22 protein-coding genes are annotated in these 23,947 nt (G+C 66.0%); 11 read left to right on the top strand and 11 right to left on the bottom strand.

Annotated elements, in window-relative coordinates; translation table 11 throughout:
* Positions 1–150 precede the first annotated feature (150 nt).
* Positions 151–1,476, bottom strand: coding sequence for an aspartate aminotransferase family protein (locus AC3A6F_RS14395; RefSeq protein ID WP_487681812.1), 1,326 nt, complete (start codon positions 1,474–1,476; stop codon positions 151–153).
* Positions 1,477–1,604: 128 nt separating this feature from the next.
* On the opposite strand from AC3A6F_RS14395, the gene AC3A6F_RS14390 reads away from it, so the two are divergent.
* Complete coding sequence (locus AC3A6F_RS14390; RefSeq protein ID WP_487682095.1) at positions 1,605–2,159, top strand: carboxymuconolactone decarboxylase family protein; 555 nt, start codon at positions 1,605–1,607, stop codon at positions 2,157–2,159.
* A 4-nt stretch (positions 2,160–2,163) separates the two neighbouring features.
* Here the strand turns inward: AC3A6F_RS14390 and AC3A6F_RS14385 are convergent, their stop codons facing one another.
* From AC3A6F_RS14385 to AC3A6F_RS14375, 3 genes are all read right to left on the bottom strand, one after another.
* Positions 2,164–3,012, bottom strand: coding sequence for a fumarylacetoacetate hydrolase family protein (locus AC3A6F_RS14385; RefSeq protein ID WP_487681810.1), 849 nt, complete (start codon positions 3,010–3,012; stop codon positions 2,164–2,166).
* A 90-nt stretch (positions 3,013–3,102) separates the two neighbouring features.
* A complete protein-coding gene (locus tag AC3A6F_RS14380) occupies positions 3,103–3,465 on the bottom strand; it encodes a c-type cytochrome (protein ID WP_487681808.1) in 363 nt (120 codons plus the stop codon).
* The gene (locus tag AC3A6F_RS14375; protein ID WP_487681806.1) at positions 3,462–3,998 is read right to left on the bottom strand and encodes a c-type cytochrome; all 537 of its coding nucleotides are present in this window, start codon (positions 3,996–3,998) and stop codon (positions 3,462–3,464) included. The genes AC3A6F_RS14380 and AC3A6F_RS14375 overlap by 4 nt, the downstream gene beginning before the upstream one ends.
* Before the next feature lie 122 nt (positions 3,999–4,120).
* Here AC3A6F_RS14375 and AC3A6F_RS14370 point away from each other — a divergent pair, with 122 nt between their 5' ends.
* From AC3A6F_RS14370 to AC3A6F_RS14355, 4 genes are read left to right on the top strand one after another with little or no spacing between them, the layout of a single operon-like run.
* The gene (locus tag AC3A6F_RS14370; protein WP_487681804.1) at positions 4,121–4,513 is read left to right on the top strand and encodes a c-type cytochrome; all 393 of its coding nucleotides are present in this window, start codon (positions 4,121–4,123) and stop codon (positions 4,511–4,513) included.
* Positions 4,514–4,523: 10 nt separating this feature from the next.
* Positions 4,524–5,486, top strand: coding sequence for a cytochrome c oxidase subunit II (coxB, locus tag AC3A6F_RS14365; protein WP_487681802.1), 963 nt, complete (start codon positions 4,524–4,526; stop codon positions 5,484–5,486).
* Positions 5,483–8,002, top strand: coding sequence for a cytochrome c oxidase subunit I (gene ctaD, locus AC3A6F_RS14360; RefSeq protein ID WP_487681800.1), 2,520 nt, complete (start codon positions 5,483–5,485; stop codon positions 8,000–8,002). Before coxB ends, ctaD begins: the two co-directional genes overlap by 4 nt.
* A 2-nt stretch (positions 8,003–8,004) precedes the next feature.
* A complete protein-coding gene (locus tag AC3A6F_RS14355) occupies positions 8,005–8,331 on the top strand; it encodes a hypothetical protein (RefSeq protein ID WP_487681798.1) in 327 nt (108 codons plus the stop codon).
* A gap of 172 nt (positions 8,332–8,503) precedes the next feature.
* Here the strand turns inward: AC3A6F_RS14355 and AC3A6F_RS14350 are convergent, their stop codons facing one another.
* From AC3A6F_RS14350 to AC3A6F_RS14340, 3 genes are read right to left on the bottom strand one after another with little or no spacing between them, the layout of a single operon-like run.
* On the bottom strand, positions 8,504–9,820 hold the full coding sequence (locus AC3A6F_RS14350; RefSeq protein WP_487681796.1) for a PQQ-dependent sugar dehydrogenase: 1,317 nt from the start codon (positions 9,818–9,820) through the stop codon (positions 8,504–8,506).
* Positions 9,821–9,877: 57 nt separating this feature from the next.
* Complete coding sequence (locus AC3A6F_RS14345) at positions 9,878–11,140, bottom strand: MFS transporter (RefSeq protein ID WP_487681794.1); 1,263 nt, start codon at positions 11,138–11,140, stop codon at positions 9,878–9,880.
* Positions 11,141–11,157: 17 nt separating this feature from the next.
* Positions 11,158–12,552 carry a KamA family radical SAM protein gene (locus tag AC3A6F_RS14340; RefSeq protein WP_487681792.1) on the bottom strand — a complete coding sequence of 465 codons (1,395 nt, stop codon included), beginning with the start codon at positions 12,550–12,552 and terminating at the stop codon, positions 11,158–11,160.
* A gap of 280 nt (positions 12,553–12,832) precedes the next feature.
* Here AC3A6F_RS14340 and AC3A6F_RS14335 point away from each other — a divergent pair, with 280 nt between their 5' ends.
* Positions 12,833–13,288: a cache domain-containing protein gene (locus AC3A6F_RS14335; protein ID WP_487681790.1), complete on the top strand. Its 456-nt coding sequence runs from the start codon at positions 12,833–12,835 to the stop codon at positions 13,286–13,288.
* Positions 13,289–13,403: 115 nt separating this feature from the next.
* The gene (locus AC3A6F_RS14330) at positions 13,404–15,119 is read left to right on the top strand and encodes a methyl-accepting chemotaxis protein (protein ID WP_487681788.1); all 1,716 of its coding nucleotides are present in this window, start codon (positions 13,404–13,406) and stop codon (positions 15,117–15,119) included.
* A 59-nt stretch (positions 15,120–15,178) separates the two neighbouring features.
* Here AC3A6F_RS14330 and AC3A6F_RS14325 read toward each other — a convergent pair whose 3' ends face one another.
* Positions 15,179–15,748 (bottom strand): DNA-3-methyladenine glycosylase, encoded by a 570-nt coding sequence (locus tag AC3A6F_RS14325; protein WP_487681786.1) that lies wholly within the window; start codon positions 15,746–15,748, stop codon positions 15,179–15,181.
* A gap of 159 nt (positions 15,749–15,907) precedes the next feature.
* On the opposite strand from AC3A6F_RS14325, the gene AC3A6F_RS14320 reads away from it, so the two are divergent.
* Positions 15,908–16,765 (top strand): HDOD domain-containing protein, encoded by an 858-nt coding sequence (locus AC3A6F_RS14320; RefSeq protein WP_487681784.1) that lies wholly within the window; start codon positions 15,908–15,910, stop codon positions 16,763–16,765.
* Between the two features lie 69 nt (positions 16,766–16,834).
* Complete coding sequence (locus AC3A6F_RS14315; protein ID WP_487681782.1) at positions 16,835–18,010, top strand: tetratricopeptide repeat protein; 1,176 nt, start codon at positions 16,835–16,837, stop codon at positions 18,008–18,010.
* Here AC3A6F_RS14315 and AC3A6F_RS14310 read toward each other — a convergent pair.
* Positions 18,007–18,516 (bottom strand): DNA-deoxyinosine glycosylase, encoded by a 510-nt coding sequence (locus tag AC3A6F_RS14310; RefSeq protein ID WP_487681780.1) that lies wholly within the window; start codon positions 18,514–18,516, stop codon positions 18,007–18,009. The genes AC3A6F_RS14315 and AC3A6F_RS14310 overlap by 4 nt on opposite strands.
* 78 nt (positions 18,517–18,594) lie before the next feature.
* On the opposite strand from AC3A6F_RS14310, the gene AC3A6F_RS14305 reads away from it, so the two are divergent.
* Both AC3A6F_RS14305 and AC3A6F_RS14300 read left to right on the top strand, forming a co-directional pair.
* Positions 18,595–18,891 (top strand): CopG family ribbon-helix-helix protein, encoded by a 297-nt coding sequence (locus AC3A6F_RS14305; RefSeq protein ID WP_487681778.1) that lies wholly within the window; start codon positions 18,595–18,597, stop codon positions 18,889–18,891.
* Positions 18,879–19,172, top strand: a complete 294-nt coding sequence (locus AC3A6F_RS14300) for a type II toxin-antitoxin system RelE/ParE family toxin (RefSeq protein WP_487681776.1) — start codon at positions 18,879–18,881, stop codon at positions 19,170–19,172. Before AC3A6F_RS14305 ends, AC3A6F_RS14300 begins: the two co-directional genes overlap by 13 nt.
* A gap of 93 nt (positions 19,173–19,265) precedes the next feature.
* Here the strand turns inward: AC3A6F_RS14300 and AC3A6F_RS14295 are convergent, their stop codons facing one another.
* Both AC3A6F_RS14295 and AC3A6F_RS14290 read right to left on the bottom strand, forming a co-directional pair.
* Positions 19,266–20,765 carry an efflux transporter outer membrane subunit gene (locus AC3A6F_RS14295; RefSeq protein ID WP_487681774.1) on the bottom strand — a complete coding sequence of 500 codons (1,500 nt, stop codon included), beginning with the start codon at positions 20,763–20,765 and terminating at the stop codon, positions 19,266–19,268.
* 1 nt (position 20,766) lies between these two features.
* On the bottom strand, positions 20,767–23,946 hold the full coding sequence (locus AC3A6F_RS14290) for an efflux RND transporter permease subunit (protein WP_487681772.1): 3,180 nt from the start codon (positions 23,944–23,946) through the stop codon (positions 20,767–20,769).
* Position 23,947: the final 1 nt, after the last annotated feature.

Genomic DNA, 23,947 nt, shown 5'->3' with positions numbered 1-23,947 from the left:
CGGTACCGGTTTGCGGGCTGACTTGGGTTCCCGCCTTCGCGGGAACGACGTGTTGATGGTTGTGATTCGGTCATACGTCCGCAGTCCGCCACCTCTGAACGTCGTTCCCGCGAAGGCGGGAATCTAAGTTTTTACCCCACCACCAGCGCCTCAATTCGAAAGCGCCGCCTCCACCGCATCGCTCAGGCGCGACACGATCTCCGACAAATCCGCCGGCGTCGCAATGAACGGCGGCGCCAGCAGCACATGGTCGCCGTGCTGCCCGTCGATCGTTCCCCCCATCGGATAGACCAGCAGGCCGCGCGCCATCGCTTCGGCCTTGATCGCCGCATGCAGCTTGCGCTCGGGATCGAACGGCTCCTTCGTTTCCCTGTCGCGCACGAATTCCAGCGCCAGCAGCAGCCCGCGTCCGCGGATGTCGCCCACGTGTTCGTGCACCCCGAACACGTCGCCCAGCATGCGGCGCAGCACCGCGCCGCGGCTGCGCACGCGCGCCAGCAGGTCGTCGCGCTCGATCACCTGCTGCACCGCCAGCGCCGCGGCGGCCGCCACCGGATGGCCGATATAGGTGTGCCCGTGCTGGAACATGCCGCTGCGGCTGCGCAGGCATTCGACGATTGCCTTGTGCGCCAGCACCGCGCCGATCGGCTGGTAGCCGGCGCCCAGGCCCTTGGCCACGGCCACGATGTCGGGCGCCACGCCGTCCTGCTCGATCGCGTACATGGTGCCGGTGCGGCCCATGCCGCACATGACTTCGTCTGCGATGAGCAGGATGCGATGGCGGTCGCAAATGGCGCGCACACCCTGGAAGTAGCCCGGCGTGGGCGGGATCGCGCCGCCGGTCGCGCCCACCACCGGCTCGGCCACGAAGGCGATGATGTTCTCGGGCCCGGCGCGCAGGATGGTCGTCTCCAGTTCGTCGAGCAGGCCGGCGGTGTAGTCGTCGACGCTGACGCCGTTGGCGCGGCCGCGGTACTCGTAGCAGGCCGACACCCGCAATGCATCCTTCAATAGCGGGGCGAAGGCGCGCCGCCGCCATTCGTTGCCACCCACGCCCAGCGCGCCCAGCGTGTTGCCGTGATAGCTTTGGCGCCGCGCCAGGAAGCGGGTGCGCTGCGGCTCGCCCATCTCGACCCAGTACTGGCGCGCCAGCTTGAGCGCGGTTTCCATCGCCTCGGAGCCGCCGGAGACGAAATACACGCCGCCCATGCCTTCCGGCCCGCCCTCGACCAGGCGCTTGGCCAGCTGCTCGGCCACGTCGGTGGTGAAGAAGGCCGTGTGGGCGTAGGCGCAGCGGTCGATCTGGCGGTGCATGGCGGCGATCACGTCGGGGTGGCCGTGGCCCAGCGAAGAGACGGCGGCGCCGCTGCTGGCGTCGATATAGGTCTTGCCATTGGTGTCGCGAAGCACGATGCCTTCGCCACCGGCCGCGAGGGGCGGCACCTGGCGCAGGCTGCGGTGGATGATGTGGCTCATGAACGCTTACCTCCAGTGGGGCCGACACTTGACGATAAGCGCGCGGGCGACGGCTACTTTTGATTTTTAGCGCGGGCCGTGCGAATATTTCTGTGGATTCACTTTTGGTGCAACACATGAGCGATCAGATGAGCGAACGCCTGGGCCCCATCCCGGATCACGCACTGACCGACGCCCAGCGCGTCGCCGCCCAGGAGATCGCCGCCGGCCCGCGCGGCGCCGTCTACGGCCCCTTCGTGCCGCTGCTGCGCAGTCCCGAGCTGATGCGCCATGCGCAGCGCATGGGCGAGTACCTGCGCTACCGCAGCGCGATCGGGGTGCGTTTATCAGAGCTGGCGATCTTGGTCACGGCGCGCCAGTGGGACCAGCAGGTGGAGTGGGCGATCCATGCGCCGATCGCGGCCCAGGTGGGGATTCCGTCGTCGGTGATCACCGCCATCGCGGCGCGCGAGCGGCCGGGCGACATGCTGGTGGACGAGGCGGTGGTGCACGACTTCTGCACCCAGCTGCACGAGCACAAGGCGGTGTCGGACCGGGTGTATGCCGATGCGCTGGCGCTGTTCGGCGAGCAGGGCGTGGTCGACCTCATCGGGATCAACGGCTACTACACGCTGCTCGCCATGGTGATGAATACGGCCCGCACCAGCGTGCCCGAAGAGGGCGCGTGGCGCATGCCGGATTAGTCGGCTACTTCGGAAACGCGACCACATCCGCCTGCTGCTCGCCCAGGCCCGCAATCCCCAGGCGCAGCTGGTCGCCCTTCTTGAGGAAGCGCTGCGGCGAGCGGCCCATGCCCACGCCCGGCGGGGTGCCGGTGGTGATGATGTCGCCCGGCTCCAGGGTCATGAAGCGCGATACATAGCTGACGATCTGCGCGACACTGAAGATCATGCTCGCCGTGTTCCCGGTCTGCATGCGCTTGCCGTTCAGCTCCAGGTAAAGGTCGAGGTCTTGCACGTCGTAGATCTCGTCGCGCGTGACCAGGAAGGGGCCGACCGGGCCGAAGGTGTCGCAGCCTTTACCTTTATCCCACTGCGAGCCCATCTCGAACTGGAAGGCGCGCTCGGAGACGTCGTTGACCACGCAGTAGCCGGCCACGTGTTTCAGCGCGTCTTCTTCGCTCACGTACTGCGCGCGCTCGCCGATGATCACGCCCAGCTCGACTTCCCAGTCGGTCTTCTTCGAGCCTTTCGGCAGCACGATTGCATCGTCCGGGCCGTTCAGGGAGCTGATCGCCTTGGTGAAGAACACCGGCTCGCTCGGCATCGTGGACTTGGTCTCGGCGACGTGGTCGGCGTAGTTCATGCCGATGCCGATGAATTTGCCGACGCCCTTGACCGGCACGCCCAGGCGCGGATTGCCGCGCACCAGCGGCAGGGTTTTATGGTCGATCTTCGCCAGCTTGCGCAGCGCCTTGTCGCCCAGTACCGACGCATCGATGTCGTTGATGATGCCGGACAGGTCGCGCAGGCGGCCCTCTTCGTCGAACAGGCCCGGCTTTTCCTTGCCCGGGCGGCCATAACGCACCAATCTCATGTCAATCTTCCTCGATCGTGAACGTGCAGGCCGTGGGCGGCCCGCATCAAACCGGGGATGATACCAAGGATCGGCCTATTGAAGGATCGGTTATTGACTGAGCAGATAGGCGCTGATGTCGATCGCATCGCGCTCGCTCACGCCCATGGCCGGCATCGCATTGCCCGGGTCGATGGCCTGCGGATCCATGATCCAGCGCACCAGGTTGTCCTGGGTGTTCGGCACCTTGCCGGCGATGTAGCGGCGCTCGGCCATGTCCTCGAGCGGACGGCCGACATAGACTTTCGAGCCGGCGATGCTGGGCACCGCATGGCAGGAATGGCAGGCATACTGGGTCAGCGCGATCTTGCCCCGTTCGGGGTCGCCCTGGATGCCGGGCGCCGGCCGCGTCGGGCCGCAGGCGGCCACCAGCATGGCCAGCGCCATCATGGCGGGAATGCGTGCTACTGTCATGGCGCCTCCCCCTGGCTTACGGTTGTCGCCGCGGCCTCGGTCGAGGTCCTGCGGCGGAAGTCTTCCTGCGTCATGTCCGGCATGGCCGACACGAACGCCACCACGGCCCAGATATCGTTGTCGCTCAGGTGGTATTCCCAGGCCGGCATGCCGCTCATCTTGATGCCGTTGCGCGTGATCCAGTACAGCTCGCGCGTTTCCCAGTTGAGATCGGCGTCGACCAGCGGGCCGGGCACAGGCTGCATGCTCATGCCCTGCTTGAGCGGCGCCACACCCGGCCCGCCATGGCACTGGATGCAGTTGGTCTTGTAGACGGCGGCGCCGCGCAGCAGCTGCTCCGGCGCGCCCAGTCCCTCGGGCACCTGGATATCGCGCGCATGGTTCTGCACCGAATACTGCAAGCCTTCCTCGAAGACGGTATAGATCAGCGGGTAGTGCTGCTGGGTGGCGGCGATGTTGTAGAAACCGCCGCGCAGGACGATCAGTCCGATGACGACGCCGATCAGTCCCGCCCCCAACAGGGTCAGCACCATGGTCTTGACAATAAGTCGTGCGCGATTGGATAGCATAACCTAGGGCGTTCAGTTAAAAAAATGACATCTAATTTCTTGTATTATAAAAGCCACAGCCTTTTCACGAAAAATCAACCGTGCGCATGAATATCTGTCAATACGGCCGTCCACCCCTGCTCCGCGCCAGCGCTCTGCTGCTGTGCGCGGCGCTGGCGAGCGCCTGCAGCAGCCAGGACCAGCCCAGCCGTGTCGAAGGCGGCGATCCGGAGCGCGGCCGCCTGCTGACCCAGCAATACCAGTGCGCGGCCTGCCATTTCATTCCCGAGGTGCAGGGCACGAACGGCGACGCCGGCCCGTCGCTGCAATACATGGGCCGCCTGAGCTATATCGCGGGCAGCATCCCGAACCAGCCCGAGAACATGGTGCGCTTCCTGCGCAACCCTCCCGCGGTCAAGCCCGGCACGCTGATGCCGGCGCTCGGCATTACCGAAGAAGATGCGCGCCACATGGCCGCCTTCATGTACACGCTGAAATGAGCGAGCTGCGATGAACGACCTGCAATCCGTCCTACACCCGGCGGGCGCCGACGCCGCCATCATTCACCAGTTCACCTGGGTGCTGTTTGTCGGCGGCACGCTGATCTTCATCTTCGTGATGGCCTTGCTGACCCTGGCCATGCGGCGCCAGGCGCGCCCGATCCGGCCCGCCATCTGGATCTTTGGCGCCGGCATCGCCTTCCCGGTCGTGGTGCTCACCTTTCTTCTCGCCTGGAGCACCTGGCGCAGCGCGCAGCTGGCGCCGCAGACCTCGCACGGAGCGACGACGATCTCGGTCACCGGCAAGATGTGGTGGTGGGAAGTGCGCTACCGCGACCCGGCAACCAATCGCGAGATCATCACGGCCAATGAAATCCACATCCCGGTCGGCGAGTCGGTCTACCTCGGCATGACGGCCTCCGACGTGATCCACAGCCTGTGGGTGCCGGCGCTGGCCGGCAAGCGCGACATGATCCCGGGCCGCGTGACGGGCCTGACCCTGCGCGCCGACAAGCCGGGCGTGTATCGCGGCCAATGCGCCGAATACTGCGGCGAGCAGCACGCGCGCATGGCCTTCCACGTGATCGCCCTGCCGCGCCCCGAATTCGACGCCTGGCTGGCGCGCCAGGCGCAACCCGCGCTGCCGGCCGACACCACGGTGCTGCAACGCGGCCGCGAGGCCTTCCTGGCGCAGCAATGCCAGGCCTGCCACACGATCCGAGGCGTGACCGACGTGCCGCCGTTCTCCGAGCAGGCGCGCATTGCCGACACCTCGCGCCTGGGCCCCGACCTGACCCATGTCGGCAGCCGCCGCGAGATCGCGGCCGGCACCCTGCGTAATCACCGTGGCACGCTGGCCGGCTGGATCGCCGACCCGCAAGCCATCAAGCCGGGCGTGTTCATGCCGCCTTCACAAGACCTGGACGGCGAAACCCTGCGCGCACTGGCCACTTACCTCGAGCACCTGAAATGACGACGCGCGACGCTACCTTACCCGATCAGTTACCGAACCCCGTGCCCCGCCCACCGCTGGAGCTGACCCGTCTCGAAGAGATCTGGGAAACCCCGCGCGGCTGGCGCTTCTTCAAATCGGTCAATAACACCAATATCGGCCTGATGTACATCGGGACCGCGATCCTGTTCTTCATCCTGGCCGGCATCCTGGCCCTGATCATGCGGGTGCAGCTGGCGGTGCCGGACAACGACCTGGTGGCGGCCAGCACCTACAACCAGATCTTCACGATGCACGGCACCGTGATGATGTTCCTGTTCGCGATCCCGATCGTCGAGGCGATCGCGGTCTACCTGCTGCCCAATATGCTGGGCGCGCGCGATCTACCCTTCCCCCGCTTGTCGGCGTATGCCTTCTGGGCCTATGCCTTCGGCGGCCTGGCCTTCTTCTGCACCCTGTTCTGGGGCCTGGCGCCGGACGGCGGCTGGTTCATGTATCCGCCGCTGACCGGCATGAAGTATTCGCCCGGCCTGAACGCCGACTTCTGGCTGCTGGGGATCGGCTTCATCGAGATCTCGGCGATCGCCGGCGCGATCGAGCTGATCGTCGGCATCCTGTTCACCCGCGCGCCGGGCATGACCCTGCGCCGCATGCCGGTCTACGCCTGGGCGATGCTGGTGGTGGGCGTGATGATCATCATCGCCTTCCCGGCCGTGATCGCCGGCACGGCGCTGCTCGAACTCGAGCGCGCCTTCAATATGCCGATCTTCGATCCCGAGCGTGGCGGCGACCCGCTGATCTGGCAGCACCTGTTCTGGTTCTTCGGCCACCCCGAGGTCTACATCATCTTCCTGCCTGCGGCAGGCATGATCTCGACCATGATCCCGACCATCGCCCAGAACCGCCTGGTGGGACGGCGCGTGATCGTGGTGGCGCTGGTCGGCGTCGGCATCTTCAGCTTCGGCCTGTGGGCCCACCACATGTTCACCGCCGGCCTGGGCGTGCTCGAGATGAGCCTGATCTCGGCGGCCAGCATGGCGGTCGCGATCCCCACCGGCATCCAGGTGTTCGGCTGGATCGCTACCTTGTGGAGCGGGCGCATCAAGCTGAATGCTCCTACTCTTTTCATGCTCGGCTTCATGTTCATCTTCGTGCTCGGCGGGCTGACCGGCGTGATGGTGGCCGTGATCCCGTTCGACTGGCAGGTGCACGACACCTATTTCATCGTCGCCCACCTGCACTATGTGCTGATCGGCGGCATGGTGTTCCCGGTGTTCGCCGCCATTTATTATTGGCTACCGCTCATCAACGGCAACCAGATGTCCGAGCGCTGGGCCAAGCCGATCTTCTGGCTGCTGTTCGGCGGCTTCAATATCACCTTCTTCCCGATGCACATCACGGGCCTGTACGGCATGCCGCGACGGGTCTATACCTACTCGCACGAGATGGGATGGGACTGGCTCAATATGATCTCGACCGTCGGCGCCTTCATGTTCGCCCTCGGCATCCTGGCCATGATCGTCGACGCCACCCGCACCCTGCGCCGCCCGACGAAAGAGGTGGGTAATCCATGGAATGCGGCGACCCTCGAATGGCTGCCGTCCGAGGACTATGGCAACCGCAGCATCCCGATCGTCACCTCCGATGACCCGTTGTGGGACCAGCCTACCCTGTCGAAAGAGGTCGAAGAAGGCCGACACTACCTGCCCAATACCGTCACCGGCCGCCGCGAGACGATCGCCACCAGCCCGGTGAGCGCGACGCCCAACTACCTGATGATCCTGCCCGGCGACAGCTGGCTGACCGTGATCGGCGCCGCCGGCACGGCCGGCTTCTTCCTGCTGCTGACCGTGAAGGCGATGGTGCTGGCCACTATTTGCGGCATCATCGCCGTCGCCTCCATCATCGGCTGGCTGTGGCAGTCGGATCGCAGCGTGAACATGACGCATGCGCCGATCGGCGGCGGCATCAAGCTGCCGATCGGCGCGGTTGGGACGGCTTCGCATTCGTGGTGGGGCACCTTCATCATGCTGATCGTGATCTACGGGATCTTCTGGTCCTTCGCCTACACCTACATCCATACCTCGATGCGGCTCGAGATCTGCCCGCCGCCGGGCGCCTCGCTGCCCGACGGGACGTACACCATCGGCGCGGCCGTCCTGCTGCTGGCGGGCTCCGCCCTGGTCTGGTTCAGCGGCCGCCTGAAGGGCCACGGCATGGCCTGGACGACGCTGGCGGCGCTGGCCTGCACCACGGGCGCCTTCCTGCTCGACGTGCACAGCTGGCGCCTCGTGCACCTGGACGGCACAAAGGACGCATGGAACGCCTCGATCTCGATCATGCTCGGCTTCCAGGGCGTGATGCTGTTCGTGCTGTTGCTGGCCGCGCCTTACCTGTGCGTGCGCGCCTGGCGCGGCCTGGTCAAGCCGGAAAACCGCGCCACGCGCGACAATATCGCGCTGATCTGGCACTACGTGACGCTGCAGGGCCTGACCGCCATGGTGGTGATCCGCGGCCTGCTGCTGGTGATGGATTGACTATGGACGACCGATTCTTCCGGCGCGCCACGCGTGCCTCGCTTCCCCTCCTGGTCTGGGCCGCGCACTTCGGCTTCAGCTATATCCTGGCCGCGGCCCAGTGCACGCCGGGCGCCTGGCGGCCCGAAGGGCCGAACCCGTGGCTGCTGGGCGGCGTCACGCTGCTGGCGCTGGCCATCTGCGTGTGGAGCGGCGCCGCCGGCGCCAGGCGCCTGCGGCAGGGGTCGACCGAGTTCGTGGATTATGTCGCGGCGGCCAGCGCGGTGCTGGCGTTCGTGGCGATCGCGTGGACCGGGATGCCGGTGTTGCTGGTGACGGGTTGCGCCTGACGGCGCGCTCGGACACGCGGCCATAACACGTCGTTACCTCCACTGGAGGTAACGACTTCCCGCGAAGGCGGGAACCCAAGCTTGCTCGCACTGACGCTGCGTTCAATGATATCGGCAGCGCGAAGGGCTTGGGTTCCCGCCTGCGCGGGAACGACGTGCGGATGTTAAGGATTCAGCCCGCGTCCGGCACCACGCGCCAGATTACGTTGCCGACATCATCGGCCACCAGCACCGCGCCCTTGTGGTCGACCGCGACGCCGACCGGCCGGCCATGGGCCTCGCCATCCTGGTTGACGAAGCCGGTCAGCATGTCCACCGGCTTCCCGTTCGGCCGTCCACCCTTGAACGGCACGAACACCACGTTGTAGCCCGAGCGCGGCTTGCGGTTCCAGGAGCCGTGGTTGCCGATGATGGCGCCGTGCCTGAACTGCGCCGGCAGCAGCGAGCCTTCGTAGAAGGCCAGGCCCAGCGCCGCCACGTGGGCGCCCAGCGCGTAATCCGGCACGATCGCCTTTTCCACCAGGTCGGGACGCGGCGGCTTGACGCGCGTGTCGACGTTCTTGCCGAAGTAGCTGTACGGCCAGCCATAGAAACCGCCATCCTTCACCGAAGTCAGGTAGTCCGGCACCAGGTCGCTGCCGATCAGGTCACGCTCGTTCACCACGGTCCACAAGACGCCGGTCTCGGGATGCCAGGCCATGCCGTTCGGATTGCGCAGGCCCGACGCGAACACGCGCGTCTTGCCGCTGGCGACGTCGATCTCCAGGATCGCGGCCCGGTCCTGTTCCTGATCCATGCCGTTCTCGGCGACGTTGCTGTTCGAGCCCGTGGTCGCGTACAGCTTGCTGCCGTCCTTGCTGGCGATGATGTTCTTGGTCCAGTGGTGGTTCAGCGGCCCGCCCGGCAGCGGCGCCACCTGCTGCGGTTTATCCAGGATCTCGGTCACGCCTTCCTTGTACGGAAAGCGCACCACCGCATCGGTATTGGCCACGTACAGCACGTCGCCCACCAGCGCCATGCCGAACGGCGAATTCAGGTCTTTCAGGAACACGCTCTTGAGTTCGGCCACGCCGTCGCCGTCGGCGTCGCGCAGCAGGCTGATACGGTTCGCGCTCGGCACGCCGGCGCCGGCGCGCGCCATGACCTTGCCCGTCACCCAGTTGCCGATGCCCTTCTTTGCGGGACGCTGCGGCGCATTGGTCTCGGCCACCAGCACGTCGCCGTTCGGGAGCACGTAGATCCAGCGCGGGTGATCCAGCGCGGTGCCGAATGCATTGACGGCCAGGCCGGGCGCCGGGGTCGGCGTCATGTTCGCCGGCCAGCTCTTGGCCGGGGCGATGTGGACGGTCGGGATCAGGGTCTTGTTCGGCTCCTTCAGGGTCGGCTGCGAACCCATGTCGGCGCCGGCCGGCAAGGTCGATTTGTCGCCGCAGGCGGACAGCAGCAGCATGGCGGCGCCGGCGCACATCAACGGAAGTGGTTTGCCCATGGCTTTCCCCAGGAATATTGAATGGGGAAAGTGTATATGACAAGTCGCCCTTGCACGTTACGGCTGAGAAAGCTCAGCCGTGCGCCGGCGCGCGAAACGCCATAGGCCGGGCAGCTGGATCGCCACCAGCAGGGCGAAGGCGGCGCGGTATGCTTCCGGCGGCGCGCGGCCGAGCAGGTCGGGCTCCCACAGGCCGATCACCAGCCCGAAGCCGGCCTGCACCAGGAAGGCGCCGATGAAGATCAAGAGGTTCAGGAAAGTCGCGGCGCGTCCCGTCAGTTCGCGCGGCATCGATTGCGCCACGATGGCGTACTCGATGCCGGTGATCGTGCCCACCAGCGTGAACATCACCGACAGCATCGCGAAACTGGGCCGGTAGCCAATGACCATCGCCGCCTGCACCAGCACGAAAAACGTGATGCCGGCGGCCGCCACGTCGAGCGGCAGCATGCCGTGCCGTCCGGCCCATTCGGTGATCATGCCGACCGCGATCGCGCCGAACACCACCGCCGCCATCCCCAGGTAGAGCAGATAGGCGACTGCGGGCTCGGGATAGCGGCCCACGTCGGACAGCCAGCGCCCGATCCACAGGCCCTGCACGCCGAAAAACACCGCATGCGGGATCAGCACCAGCGAAGCCACCGCGCGAAAACTCGGTGCACGCCAGACTTCGCGCAGGGCCGGCAGCAGCGGACCGCGCTGCGCGGCCGGGCCGTCGTTCCTGGGGTACAGCAGCGCGATCAACAGGCCGGTACAGGCCACCAGCGCAGCCAGCAGGAGGAACAGGCCGCGCCAGTCGGTGTATTCCAGCGCCGCGCGCACCGGCATCGTGGCGCTGGCGGCGCCCATGCCGCCCACCGCGATCAGGTAGCCGTGCACCGACGGCAGCCGGTTCGGCGCGATCCAGGTGGCGATCGCCTTGACCGCCGCCATGAAGCAGCCGCCCAGGCCGCAGCCCATGACGGCGCGCGCCGCCAGCAGGCCATAAAAGCCGCTGCAGTTCGCGAACAGCAACGCGCCGCAGGAAGCCAGCAGCAGCATCGTCACCTGCACCCGGCGCGGCCCATAGCGGTCCAGCGCCATCCCGACCGGCAGCTGGACCAGGGCGAAGGCGAAGAAGAACGCGCTGGTCAATAATCCGAGCTGGCCCGGCGTGAGCGCCAGCGCACCCACCAGGTGCGAGGCCAGCACCGCGTTCACGTTGCGCAGCAGCGAAGACAGGTAGTGCCCCAGCGCGAACGGCAGGAACACGTAGAAGAACACCCCCACGCCGGACAGGCGCAGGGGCGCCGGGCAAGCCACGGCGGCTGGCTGCATCATCGGACCTGCGTCCGGCGTCAGGCCGCGTCGGGTTGCGCTTCGCCGCGCTGGCCGGCCGGGACCAGCGGAATCACACGCCCGCCGGGGCCGCGCAGCGGACCGCCGCTTTCCATCTCGAAGAAGAAACGGTCGCGCCCGAACGCGGGCTTGAGGTGGTCGAGCCAGGTCGCATTGGGGTCGAACCTGGCGAAGAACGGGCGGCGCACCCACTCCGGATTGCGCGCCTGCAGGAACTGCAGCGCGAACAGCTTTTCGCCATTGATGGTCACCACCCCGTCGATCACGACCTTGCCCGGGAAGGCGCTCATCGACGGCCCGCGCACGGTGCGCGACAGGCCCGAGACCATCGAGTACGCCTCCTGGAAGATCTCATGGGCGCGCGCCAGCGGCAGCGAGAAGTAGTCGCGCGGGCCGGTGTCGCGCTCGACGAACATGTAATAGGGGATGGCGCCCAGGCGTACGCCCGTGGTCCACAGCTCGGCCCAGCTCTTCGGGTCTTCGTTGATGTGGCGGATCAGCGGGCCTTGCATGCGCAGGGTCGCGCCGGTGCCGACGATGCGCTTGACCGCCTGCTGGGCGATCGGCGCGCGCAATTCTACCGCGTGGTTGTAGTGGCCCATGATGGCCAGGTTCTTCCCGCTCGCCACCACCTTCTCGAACAGGCGCAGCAGATCGTCGCTGTCCTTGTCCGACACGAAGCGCTGCGGCCAATAGGCGACCGACTTGGTGCCGATGCGGATGTTCTGGATGTGTTCCAGCTCGGGCGCCAGCAGGGGCTCGAGGAATTCGGCCAGCGAGCGCGTGTTCATGATCATCGGGTCGCCGCCGGTGATCAGGACGTCGGTCACGTCCGGATGCATCTTGAGGTAGGCCACCAGTTCGCTGCACTCGCGCGCATCGAACTTCATCTCTTCCATGCCGACGAACTGCGGCCAGCGGAAGCAGAAGGTGCAGTAGGCATGGCAGGTCTGGCCGGCGCTGGGGAAGAACAGCACGGTTTCCTTGTACTTGTGCTGCAAGCCCTTGAGCGGCGCGTCGTTCACGCGCGGGACGTTGTGCGTCATCTGGCCGGCCGGGTGCGGGTTCATGCGCATGCGGATGTCGTGCACCAGGCGCGCGGTTGCGGCATCGTCCTTCTTGTACAGCACCAGCTCGCGCAGCTGCTCGTATTCCTGTGCCGGCAGCATGTCGCGGTGCGGGAAGGTGAGGCGGTAGATCGGATCGTCGGGCACGCGCTTCCAGTCGATCAGCTCATCCATCACATAGGCATTGGTGCGAAACGGCAGCACGTGGGACACCACCTGTACGGCTTCCTGCAGCTCGGGCGTGAGCCATTCCCATTGGCGCGCAGTAACAATGGACTGGCGCGTATACGGCTTGAACTTGGAAGGCGTCGATGCAGTCGTGGTCACGAGAATTCTCCAGTGAGATGACAGGCGGCAAGTTGCCGGGAAGAACTCATCTTAGGGAGCCTATATGCAACAGGAATTGCCCTCAATCAACCACACGGTGTCTCGCACCGGAGTTTGGACAAACCTGTCGCAAGGCGCGACGAAATGAGGCAAGGACACAACGCGACCGGCTCGCAGCCCTTGCGATTGTGCGAACGCAATCCGGCACCGTCACGGCTGGGTACATTAGTGCGTGCACTTGAGAAATATCCTACAAGCATTCAACTGAAAGGAAGTCCCCATGAAGATGATCGCCACCGCCGCCGCCCTGTGCCTGGGGCTGGCCGCCACGAATGCGCTGGCCAATGAACCGACCGAGAAGGATGCCATCGCAATGGCCGAGCGCGGCGCCGCCGTGATCAAGGCCAAGGGCAAGGCCGAGATGATGAGACTCATCAACGCCAAGGATCCGAGCTTCGTCCAGGGCGCGCTGTATGTCGACCTGCGCGACGTCAAGACCGGCATCGTGCTGGCGCACCCGTACAACCCGTCGATCGTCGGCAAGGACCTGACCGACGTGCCCGATGCGAACGGCAAGAAATACCGGCGCGAGATCATCGAGCTGGCCGCAGCCAAGGGCAAGGGCTGGGTCGATTACCAGTACAAGAATCCGACCACGGGCAAGATCGAGCCGAAGACGACGTATATTTTGCTGGTCGATGATGTGGTGCTGGAGGCGGGCATCTATAAGAAGTGAGTTTCGGCTGGCGCTGTCACGGTGCCGGCAAACTTGGGTCCCCGCCTGCGCGGGGATGACGGTGACTCCGGATGCGCTTGCATCATGGAAGCCGCCTTCTCTCACGGAGTAATCCATGCTGAACAAACTGCGGATCGGCCAGAAACTGCTGCTGGCCCCGGGACTCGTGCTCGTCCTGCTGACCATGCTTTCGGCGGCCGCCTATTACGGCATGGTGCGCCAGAACGCGTCGCTTGAGCACATGGTGCAGGTGCGCGCCGCGCGCCTGCAGGCGGTGGCCGACGTCGCCGGCGAGGCGCGCTTCGCGCATGCCAACGCCTACCAGCTGCTGGCCTGGGTCAACGGCAGCTTCGCCCAGAACCGCTTGACGGCCCTGACGGCCGACATCGGGCGCAGGCACGCCGCCATCGGCGACAAGCTGGGCAAGTTCGCGCTAGAAGCCGAAGCGGACGAGCGCGCGCCGATCGAGGCCTCGCAGGCGGCGCTGACGAGCTACCGCAAGGCGGTCGGCGAGACCATCGAGATGGCGTCGGTCGACCAGTCGATCGCCACCAACTCGATGCAGAAGGCCGAGCAGCAGTTCGTCGCCCTCGACGTCGAACTGACGCGCCTGGCCCAGCTCGAGAAGAAGATGAGCGAGGATGCCCACGCCTCCGCCAAGGCCGAGTTCCGCAGCCTGGGCTTGAGCATGGCCGGCCTGGTGCTGCTGTCGATCGGCCTGTCGCTGGCGGTGACGATGCTGGTGCGGCGTTCGATGCTGGCCGGGATCAACGCGATCGCGCACACGGTCGGCGAACTGGCCGAGGGCCGGCTCGACGCGCCGCCCTTGCAGGCGAAAGGCCGCGACGAGATCGACGACACCGCGCGCGCGCTGGATCACACCATCGCGCGCCTGAACGCCGCCCTGCATAGCGTGATGAACGCGGTGCGCTCGATCGACACGGCGTCGCAGGAAATCGCCAGCGGCAACCTCGACCTCTCGACCCGCACCGAGATGCAGGCCGGCTCGCTCGAGCAGACCGCCAGCACCATGGAGACCCTGACCACGGCGGTCAAGGACAATGCCAGCAATGCGCGCCAGGCCTCGGAATTGTCGGCGACGGCGGCGCAACTGGCGGCGCGCGGCGGCCAGGCAGTGCAGCAGGCGGTGACGACGATGGAATCCATCCAGGCCAGCTCGCGCAAGATCGTCGAGATCATCGGCGTCATCGACGGCATCTCGTTCCAGACCAATATCCTGGCCCTGAACGCGGCTGTGGAAGCGGCGCGCGCCGGCGAACAGGGACGCGGCTTCGCGGTAGTCGCCTCCGAGGTGCGCACCCTGGCCCAGCGCTCGGCGGCTGCGGCCAAGGAGATCAAGGGCCTGATCGCCGATTCGGTGAACATCATCGAACGCGGCAACGCCTCGGTCAGCGAAGCCGGCGCCAGCATGGGCGACATCGTGTCCTCGGTGCGCCAGGTGAATGACATCATCGGCCGCATCAGCATCGCCAGCACCGAGCAGGCCGACGGCATTGCAGAGGTCAATCGCGCGGTCGGGCAGATGGACGGCATGACGCAGCAGAACGCGGCCCTGGTCGAGCAAGCCGCGGCGGCCGCCGAAAGCCTGCACGAGCAGACCGTCAACTTGGCGAAGGCGGTGGCGATCTTCCGCATCGCGCCGGGAGCGGACGGCGACGCAGCCGGCGTCGAAACGCAGCAGGAGACGATCACGGAAGAAGCGCCGAAATCCGGCTTCCAGGGCGTGGGCGAACGGCGCGCATCGGGCAGCGCGATGCGAAACGGCCCGGTACGCGCCCTACCCGCCGCCTCCACGCGCCGCCGCGCCTGAGACATCACCACCCTTGGCGAAGCAACCACGTCGCACCCGCGAAGGCGGGTGCCCAAGCACTACCTGAACGGCCTGCTCACAAACTTCGACCCCGCCAACCCAAACCGCCAAGGCACGTCGACCGCCTTCGAAATCCCGATACGCGGCCCGGCCACAACCGTCAATCCCGGCGTGGCCGGCAGCAGTTCGAATGGTTGTTCCGACAACGCCATGCCATTGTGCACACGCGTCACGCCCAGTGCCTGGCACAGCTTGCCCGGCCCGGAACACAGCAGGCGCTCATCGACCGCATCGCGCCGCACCCGCATGAGGTCCAGCCCCGCCACCGGCTCCAGCGCGCGGATCAGGACCCCGGCGCCGTGACCGGCCTCCTGGCACACGAAATTCAGGCACCAGTGGATGCCGTACGACCTGTAGACATAAGCATGCGCGGGCGGCCCGAACATCGACGCATTGCGCTCGGTCGGTCCGGAAAACGCGTGCGAAGCCGGGTCTTCATGGTCATAGGCTTCGGTCTCGACGATGCGGCCGCCGACGCCGTCGACCAGCACCGTCACGCCGATCAGCTGCCGCGCCACGAGGTCCGCCGGCGCCGAAAAATCGATCCCTGCAATTGTAGAAGTAGCCATGCGGCGATTCTAGCGTGGGACAGCATGACCCGCCGTTTTGGTGAAATTGACACAAGAACAGAGTGATAATGGCATTGCCTTGCTGCAATATCGAAATGACTCGGGTATAGTGGCAGAGTCCTCCGCATTTCCGCGAAGCCCATTCGCGCCTCCACCTCCATGAACACCGTCGTCGAGTCCATTCCGCAGATCGACCAGGTCGATGCCCTGATCAAATCGATCCGCATCCCGCCTCGGCCCAGCCTGCTCGCCGACCTGCAGCGCGAACTGGCGGCGGAAGATCCGTCGCTGGACGCCATCGGCAAGATCGTGGCGAGCGACGTCGGCATGTCCGGCGCCCTCCTGAAACTTGCCAACTCGGCCATCTATGGCGGCCGGCGCAAGGCCAAGTCGATCGAGCAGGCCATCCTGTTCCTCGGTATTAACCAGGTTGCGGCCATGATGACCGGCCTGCTGGCGCGCCAGGCGATTCCCGCCAACAGCGCGGCCCTGGCCAGCTTCTGGGACATCTCCACCCGCCGCGCGCAGGCGATGGTGTTCCTGTCGCGCCGCCTGCGCATGGGCGAAGCGGACGTGGCCCACACCTTCGGCCTGTTCTGCGATACCGGCGTGCCGCTGCTGATGGAGCGTTTCAAGGATTACAACGTCACCTATGGCGCGGCCTCGCTCGAAGCCGTCCGTCCCTTCACCGCGCTCGAAGTCGAACGCCACGACACCAGCCACGCCGCCGTCGGCTGCCTGCTGGCGCGTAATTGGGGACTGTCGGACCACGTGTCGTGGGCCATCCTGCACCACCACGACTACGCCGTGATCGACGACACGTCGACGGCATCGCCGGTGCGTTCGCTGGTCGCGTTGTCGCTGCTGGCCGAGAATGCGATCTGCCGCTACCAGGGTCACGCCGAGTCGAACGAGTGGAACAAGGGCGGCGCCGCGGCCTGCGCCTATCTCGGTTTGTCGGACGAAGAAACCGCCGAGATCCTGGACGAATTGCTGGAAGCGTTCCACGAAGACTGAAGCCTTTTGACTTCTGCCTGACGCAAGCGGATACTGGGATGTAAATACCCGCGCGTACAGGGAGGAGACATGAAGCGCCTCGTGACCGGACTGCTGTCGCTGTCCCTGCTGCTGGGCGGCTGCGCCAGCACCGCCCCCACCTCCCCGCCACCCGCGCTGTTCGCTGACGAGCGCTTCGCGCCGCCGTCCGAAGCGGTCGGCGCGCAAGACCTGTTCACGCTCAGTCCCGCGATGCGCGACTACCTGCGCAGCGCCACCTTCACCCAGCGCCTGCGCGCCAAGGGCATGCGCCATGGCCTGGTGGATGCGCTGTACAGCAAGACCGACCTGAAACTGGAATACGAATCGCGCATCACGCGCACCGCCAGCGAAACGTATGAGGCGCGCATGGGCAACTGCCTGTCGCTGGTCGTCATGACGGCCGCCTTCGCGAAGGAACTCGGGATGCCGGTGCGCTTCCAGAGCGTGGAAGTGGCGGACAGCTGGAGCCGCACCGACGGCATCTACCTGTCGAGCGCCCACATCAACATCAGCCTGGGCCAGCATGCGTCCGACGTCCTGCGCGGCTACGACCCGGAGCGGGTGCTGGTGGTCGATTTCATCCCGCGCGACGAAGCCGCGAGCCTGCGCACCCGCGAGCTGGAAGAAGAAGACGTCGTCGCCCTCTACCTGAACAACCGCGCCGCCGAAGCGCTGATACAGGGCCGCATCATCGATGCCTACTGGTGGGCGCGCGCGGCGGTGGCGGCGCGTCCCGGCACGGCGACCACGCTCAATACGCTGGCCGTGATCTACCACCGCCACGGCGAGCTGGCGCTGGCCGAGCGCGCCTATCAGGCCGCGCTGGCGCGCGAGCCCGAGAACCTGTCGGTGCTGCGCAACCTGGAGCCGCTGCTGCTGACGCTGGGCCGACCGCTGGAAGCGCAGGCGCTGGCCAAACGGATCGCCTCGATCGAGCCGACGCCGCCGTATCACTATTTCGACCAGGGCATGGTGGCGCTCAAGGCCGGTAACTTCGATGGGGCCGTGGCGCTTTTCGCACGCGAGGTGAAGCGGGCGCCGTACAACGATGAGTTCAGGTTCTGGTTGGGGATCGCGCACCTCAAGCTCGGGCATCTGGGCGATGCGCGCGAGCATATCGCGCTGGCGGTCGATCACAGTACGCGCGGGGATATGCGGGAGGTGTATTCGGCCAAGTTGGCGCATTTGCGGAAGGTGGCGACGACGGGGACTCGCCTTCGCTAGCCCCGCTGCTTGTCGTGCCGGAGTCTCGACCACACATCCAGCTTCTGTTCGAACGACATCGCCATATGCGCTGGCGAACTGGATGGCAACACGACGGTACGATAAGCAGCTGCTGCGAATTGCGACGCGAACTTGCCCGACGCCTGGCCATTGAAGCCGACCGTCTCGAGCAAGGGGCACAGCTCGCGCAGTCGGTCGAAGTCATTGGCAGCCGGCTTGCGGATCGCCGAATCCAGACTGCCAACCCGCTCGCACTCGCCCAGCACGTCCCACAGGCCGATGCCATGCGCCAGCAGGCGCGGCAGGCGTTCGACGTAAGGCAGCGCCGCCAGGTCCTCGTCCACCACGCTGGAAATCAGGCGCCAGAACTGGTTGCGCGGATGGGCGTAATACTGCCCCGCGGCCAGCGAGGCGGCGCCGGGAAAGCTGCCCAGGACGAGGATGCGCACGCTCGTGTCGAGAACCGGCGCCAGGCCGGTGAGAGTGGTAACAATTGCATTCTGCATGGCTGCATTGTAGCGGCCGCCCCGTATGACGCCTTGAAACTCTGTCGCGAAGGTGCTACCTTAGTAGCACCACTTAAGATGACGCATACCATGTCGACAACATCACTCAAGCTTCCCGATGAGCTCAAGCAACGCGCAGTCAACGCGGCGCAAGAACTCGGCATCAGTCCCCATGCGTTCATGGTGGATGCAATCCGCCAGGCCGCCCACGCTGTCGAGCAACGCGCGACCTTCGTTGCCCAGGCGCGCCAAGCAAGAACGGAGATGCTGGAAAACGGCGAAGGTCATACGGCCGAGGACGTGCGGACCTATCTGCGCCGTCGTCTCGAGGATGGCCAGGTTGGCAGGCCTGCCAAGAAGTCATGGCGAGACTAAGCTATTCCAGTCGCGCGCTGGCCGACCTTGAACGGATCAGCGATTTTCTTGCGCCGGAAGGCGTGATCGCACAGCTTGAAGCACTCGATTTGATTGACGAGGCAGTGGACGTGCTCGTCCGGCATCCACTCATCGGTCGCTTAGCAGAACATGGTTTGCGCGAGCTCATTATTTCTCAGGCGAAGACTGGATATATCGCTCTCTATAGCTATGAAGCAGAACAGGATGCTATCCTGATTCTCGCCATCCGACACCAGCGCGAGGTTGGCTTCTACGGATAGCCCACAACACGATGTCGCAATCGCATTAAAAAAGCGGCGGTACGCTCGCACGCACCGCCGCAAAGGGCAAACAAACGCCAGGGGTAAATCAGTTCAACGCTGTGCCAGGGTCGTCGTTCCCGCCGGCGCCGCATCCCAGCCGCCACCCAGCGACCGGATCAGCGCCACAGTGGTCAGCGCGCGGTCGCCGCGCAGCTGCACCGCGCTGCGTTCCACCGCCGCCAGGTTGCGCTGCGCGTCGAGCAGTTCCAGGTAGCTCGAACGGCCCGCGTCGTACAGCTTCTGCGCCAGGTCGGCCGAACGGCGCGCCGAGACCACGGCGGCGTCGATCTGGGCCGACTGGCCGGCCAGGATGCGCAGGCCGGCCAGATTGTCCTCGACTTCGGCGAACGCCACCAGCACGCTCTGGCGATAGGTGCCGACCGATTCCTCGAGGGCCGCTTCGCTGCGCAGCACGTTGTTGCGGTTGCGGCCACCGTCGATCAGCGGCATGGAGGCCAGCGCGCCGACCACCCACGAGCGGCTGCTCCACTTGAACACTTCCGAGAACACGCCGCCCACGCCGCCACCATCGGCGCTGATGGTCAGCGCCGGGAACATGGCGCCGCGCGCCACGCCGATGCGGGCGTTGGACGCTTCCATCGCACGCTGGGCGGCGACGATGTCGGGACGACGCTCCAGCAGCGACGACGGCAGGCCGGCGGGAATCGCTGGCATCAGGCTCGCATCGAGCAGCGGGCTCGGGCCGGCCACGTAGTCGGCCGCCGGTTTGCCCAGCAAGACGGCAAGCGCGTGCTCGGTGGTGGCGCGCTGGCGCTGCACGCCGATCGCTTCGGCGCGCGCCGTGGCCAGCTCGGTGCGGGCGCGCGACAGGTCGAATTCGCCGATGTCGCCCAGGTCGAAGCGGCGCTGGGTCACGCCCACGCTCTCTTCACGCAGGCGCACGGTCTGGTCCACCGTCACGAGTTCGGCGTCCAGCGCGCGCAGCCTGAAATAGGTCTGGGCCACGTCGGCCTGCAGCGCCAGCAGCACCGAGCGGAAGTTCGCCTCGGACGTCGCCGCGTCGCCGCGCGCCGCCGACACGCCGGCCGCCACGCGGCCGAACAGGTCGACCTCGTAGCTGGCCGAGAGGCGCGCCGTATAGCTGTTGCGCGCTTCGGTGTCGGCGCCCTGCGGCAGGTTCGATTCCAGCGGCGACAGGCGTGCGCGCTGGGCGCCGATGCCGATGCCCACTTGCGGGATGCGGTCGGCTTCGGCGATGCCGGCGATGGCCCGCGCCTGCTTGACGCGGCTGGCCGCGACCGACAGGTTGGCGTTGTTGGCGGCGGCTTCCTCGATCAGCGCGGTGAGCGCCGGGTCGTTGAAGGCCAGCCACCACTGGCCGCGCGCCTGTGCTTCGGCCGGCTGCGCCGGCTTCCAGCGCGCGCCGTCGATGCCCGCTACTTCGACGTCGGCCGCGGCCGGCGCCTGCGACTCGCGGAAGGCGGTCGGGGTGGCGACGTGCGGCTGGACGAAGTCCGGCGTGGCGCAGGCGGTGAGCAGCAAGGCTGCCAGCAGCGGCGCGACGCCGCGACGAATGAATGGATTATTCATCTCAATGTACTCCTTCCGCGTTGTGCGCCACGGCAGGCGCCTTCGCAGGTTTTTCAAAGCGCTTGGCCAGCATGCGCAGCAGCACGTAGAACAGCGGCGTCAGGAACAGGCCGAAGAAGGTCACGCCCAGCATGCCCCAGAACACGGCAATGCCGATCGCGTGGCGCATCTCGGCGCCGGCGCCGCTCGAGAACACCAGCGGCACCACGCCGGCGATGAAGGCGATCGACGTCATCAGGATCGGACGCAGGCGCAGGCGGGAAGCTTCCAGGGCGGCGTCGATCACGCTGCGGCCATGGTCTTCGAGTTCGCGGGCGAATTCCACGATCAGGATCGCGTTCTTCGAGGCCAGCCCCACCAGCACGAACAAGGCGATCTGGGTAAACACATTGTTGTCGCCACCCGACAGCTTGACGCCGGCCAGCGCGCACAGGATCGACATCGGCACGATCAGGATCACCGACAGCGGCAGGGTCCAGCTTTCGTACTGGGCGGCCAGCACCAGGAACACCAGCAGCACGCACAGCGGGAACACATAGATCATGGTGTTACCCGACAGGATGTCCTGGTAGGTCAGCTCGGTCCACTCGTACGACACGCCCTTCGGCAGCGTCTCTTTCGCGAGCTGTTCCATGATGGCCTGCGCCTGGCCCGACGACACGCCCGGAGCGGCGCCGCCATTCATCTCGGCCGACACATAGCCGTTGTAGCGCGTCACGCGGTCCGGACCATAGGTGTCCTTCACGCGCATCACCGACGACAGCGGAATCATCTCGCCGGTATTGCTGCGCACCTTCAGCTGCTCGATCTGCTCGCGGTGCGAACGGAACTCGGCGTCAGCCTGCACGCGCACCTGGTAGGTACGGCCGAACTGGTTGAAGTCGTTCACGTACACCGAACCCAGGTTGACCTGCAAGGTCTGGTTGATCGCGGACAGCGGCACGCCCAGCTGCTTGGCTTTCACGCGGTCGATGTCGGCGAACAGCTGCGGCACGTTGATCTGGAAGCCAGAGAACACGCCGGCCAGCTCAGGGGTCTGCCAGGCGCGTCCCTGCAGCGCCTGCACCGCGTTGTTCAACTCGTCGTAGCCGACGTTGCCGCGGTCTTCGATCATCATCTTGAAGCCGCCGGTGGTGCCCAGGCCGTTCACAGGCGGTGGCGACAGCACCAGCACGAAGGCGTCTTCGACGGCGCCCATGCGCTTGTTGATCTCGGCCGCGATGGCGTCCGCGCTCATGTCCTTGCCCTTGCGGTCCTTGAACGGCTTCAGGCTGGTGAACACGATGCCGGCGTTCGGCGCATTGGTAAAGCCGTTGATCGACAGGCCCGGGAAGGCGATCGACGATTCCACGCCAGGGATTTCCTTGGCGATGGACGACATCTGGCGGATCACGGCTTCGGTACGGTCGAGCGACGCGGCGTCCGGCAGCTGGGCGAAGCCGATCAGGTAGGCTTTATCCTGCTGCGGCACGAAGCCCGGCGGCACTGCCTTGAACATGAACACGGCGGCCACGGCCAGCGCCAGGTAGACGCCGATGGCGGCGGTCTTGCGGCGCAGGACACCTTTCACACCGACTTCGTACTTCTCGGACGAACGGGCGAAGAAGCGGTTGAACACGGCGAAGAAGCGGCCGAACACGGCGTCGATCATGCGCGTCAACCGGTCCTTCGGCGCATGATGCGGCTGCAGGATCGAGGCCGACAGGGCCGGGGCCAGGGTCAGCGATACGAAGGCCGAGATCACGGTCGAAATCGCGATGGTCAGGGCGAACTGGCGGTAGAACTGGCCGGTCAGGCCGGCCACGAAGGCGATCGGCACGAACACGGCGCACAGCACCAGCGCGATGGCGATGATCGGACCGGAGACTTCCTTCATTGCCTGGATCGTCGCATCGTGCGGCGTCAAGCCATTGGCGATATTCCGTTCGACGTTTTCCACCACCACGATCGCATCGTCGACCACGATACCGATCGCCAGCACCAGGCCGAACAGCGACAAGGTGTTGATCGAGAAGCCGAAGGCCAGCATCACGGCGAAGGTACCGACCACCGAGACCGGCACCGCCAGCAGCGGGATGATCGAGGCGCGCCAGGTTTGCAGGAAGATGATCACGACCAGTGCCACCAGCACCACGGCTTCGAGCAGGGTCTTGATCACCGAGTCGATCGATTCGCGCACGAACTGGGTCGGGTCATACACGATCGAGTACTCGACGCCCTGCGGGAAGTCCTGCGCCAGCGTATCCATCGTGGCGCGCACGTCGCTTGATAATTGCAGGTCGTTGGCGCCAGGGGCGGCGAAGATCGGAATCGCCACCGCCGACTTGTTGTTCAGCAGCGAGCGCAGTGCATACGAGCTGGAACCGAGTTCCAGGCGCGCCACGTCCTTGAGCAGCGTGGTGCCGCCGTCGGCATTGGTCTTCAAGACGATGTCGCCGAATTCCTCGACGCTCTGCAGGCGGCCCACCGTGTTGACGGTCAGCTGGAAGTCGGCGTCCTTGGCCGGACCCTGGCCGATCACGCCGGCCGCGACCTGCACGTTCTGTTCGCGGATCGCCTCGACCACATCGCCCGCGGTCAGGTTGCGCGCTGCCACCTTCTGCGGATCGAGCCAGACCCGCATCGCGTATTCGCCGGAACCGAACAGCTGCACCTCGCCCATGCCATTGATGCGGGCCAGCTGGTCCTTGACGTTCAGCACCGCGTAGTTGCGCAGGTACAGGTCATCGTATTGGCCATTGGGCGAATTCAGGTGCACCACCATGGTGATGTTGGGCGACGATTTCACCGTGGTCACACCGATCTGGCGCACCTCTTCCGGCAGGCGCGGCAAGGCGCGCTGGACCCGGTTCTGCACCGCGGTCTCGGCCTGCTCGACGTTGGTGCCGATCTTGAAGGTGACGGTCAGCATCAGCGCGCCATCCGAGGTGTTTTGCGAGGACATGTACAGCATGTCCTCGACGCCGTTGATCTGTTCTTCAAGCGGCGTGGCCACGGTTTCGGCGATCACCTTCGGGTTCGCGCCCGGATACTGGGCGCGCACCACCACCGATGGCGGCACCACTTCCGGATACTCCGAGATCGGCAGCTGGAAGATCGAAATCAGGCCGCCGACGAAGATGATCACCGACAGCACCGCCGCGAAGATCGGCTTGTCGACAAAGAATCTGGAAAAGTTCATG

The sequence above is a fragment of the Massilia sp. Soil_C_3 genome (genome assembly GCF_057657035.1).
This window is presented reverse-complemented; position numbering and strand designations above follow the sequence as displayed.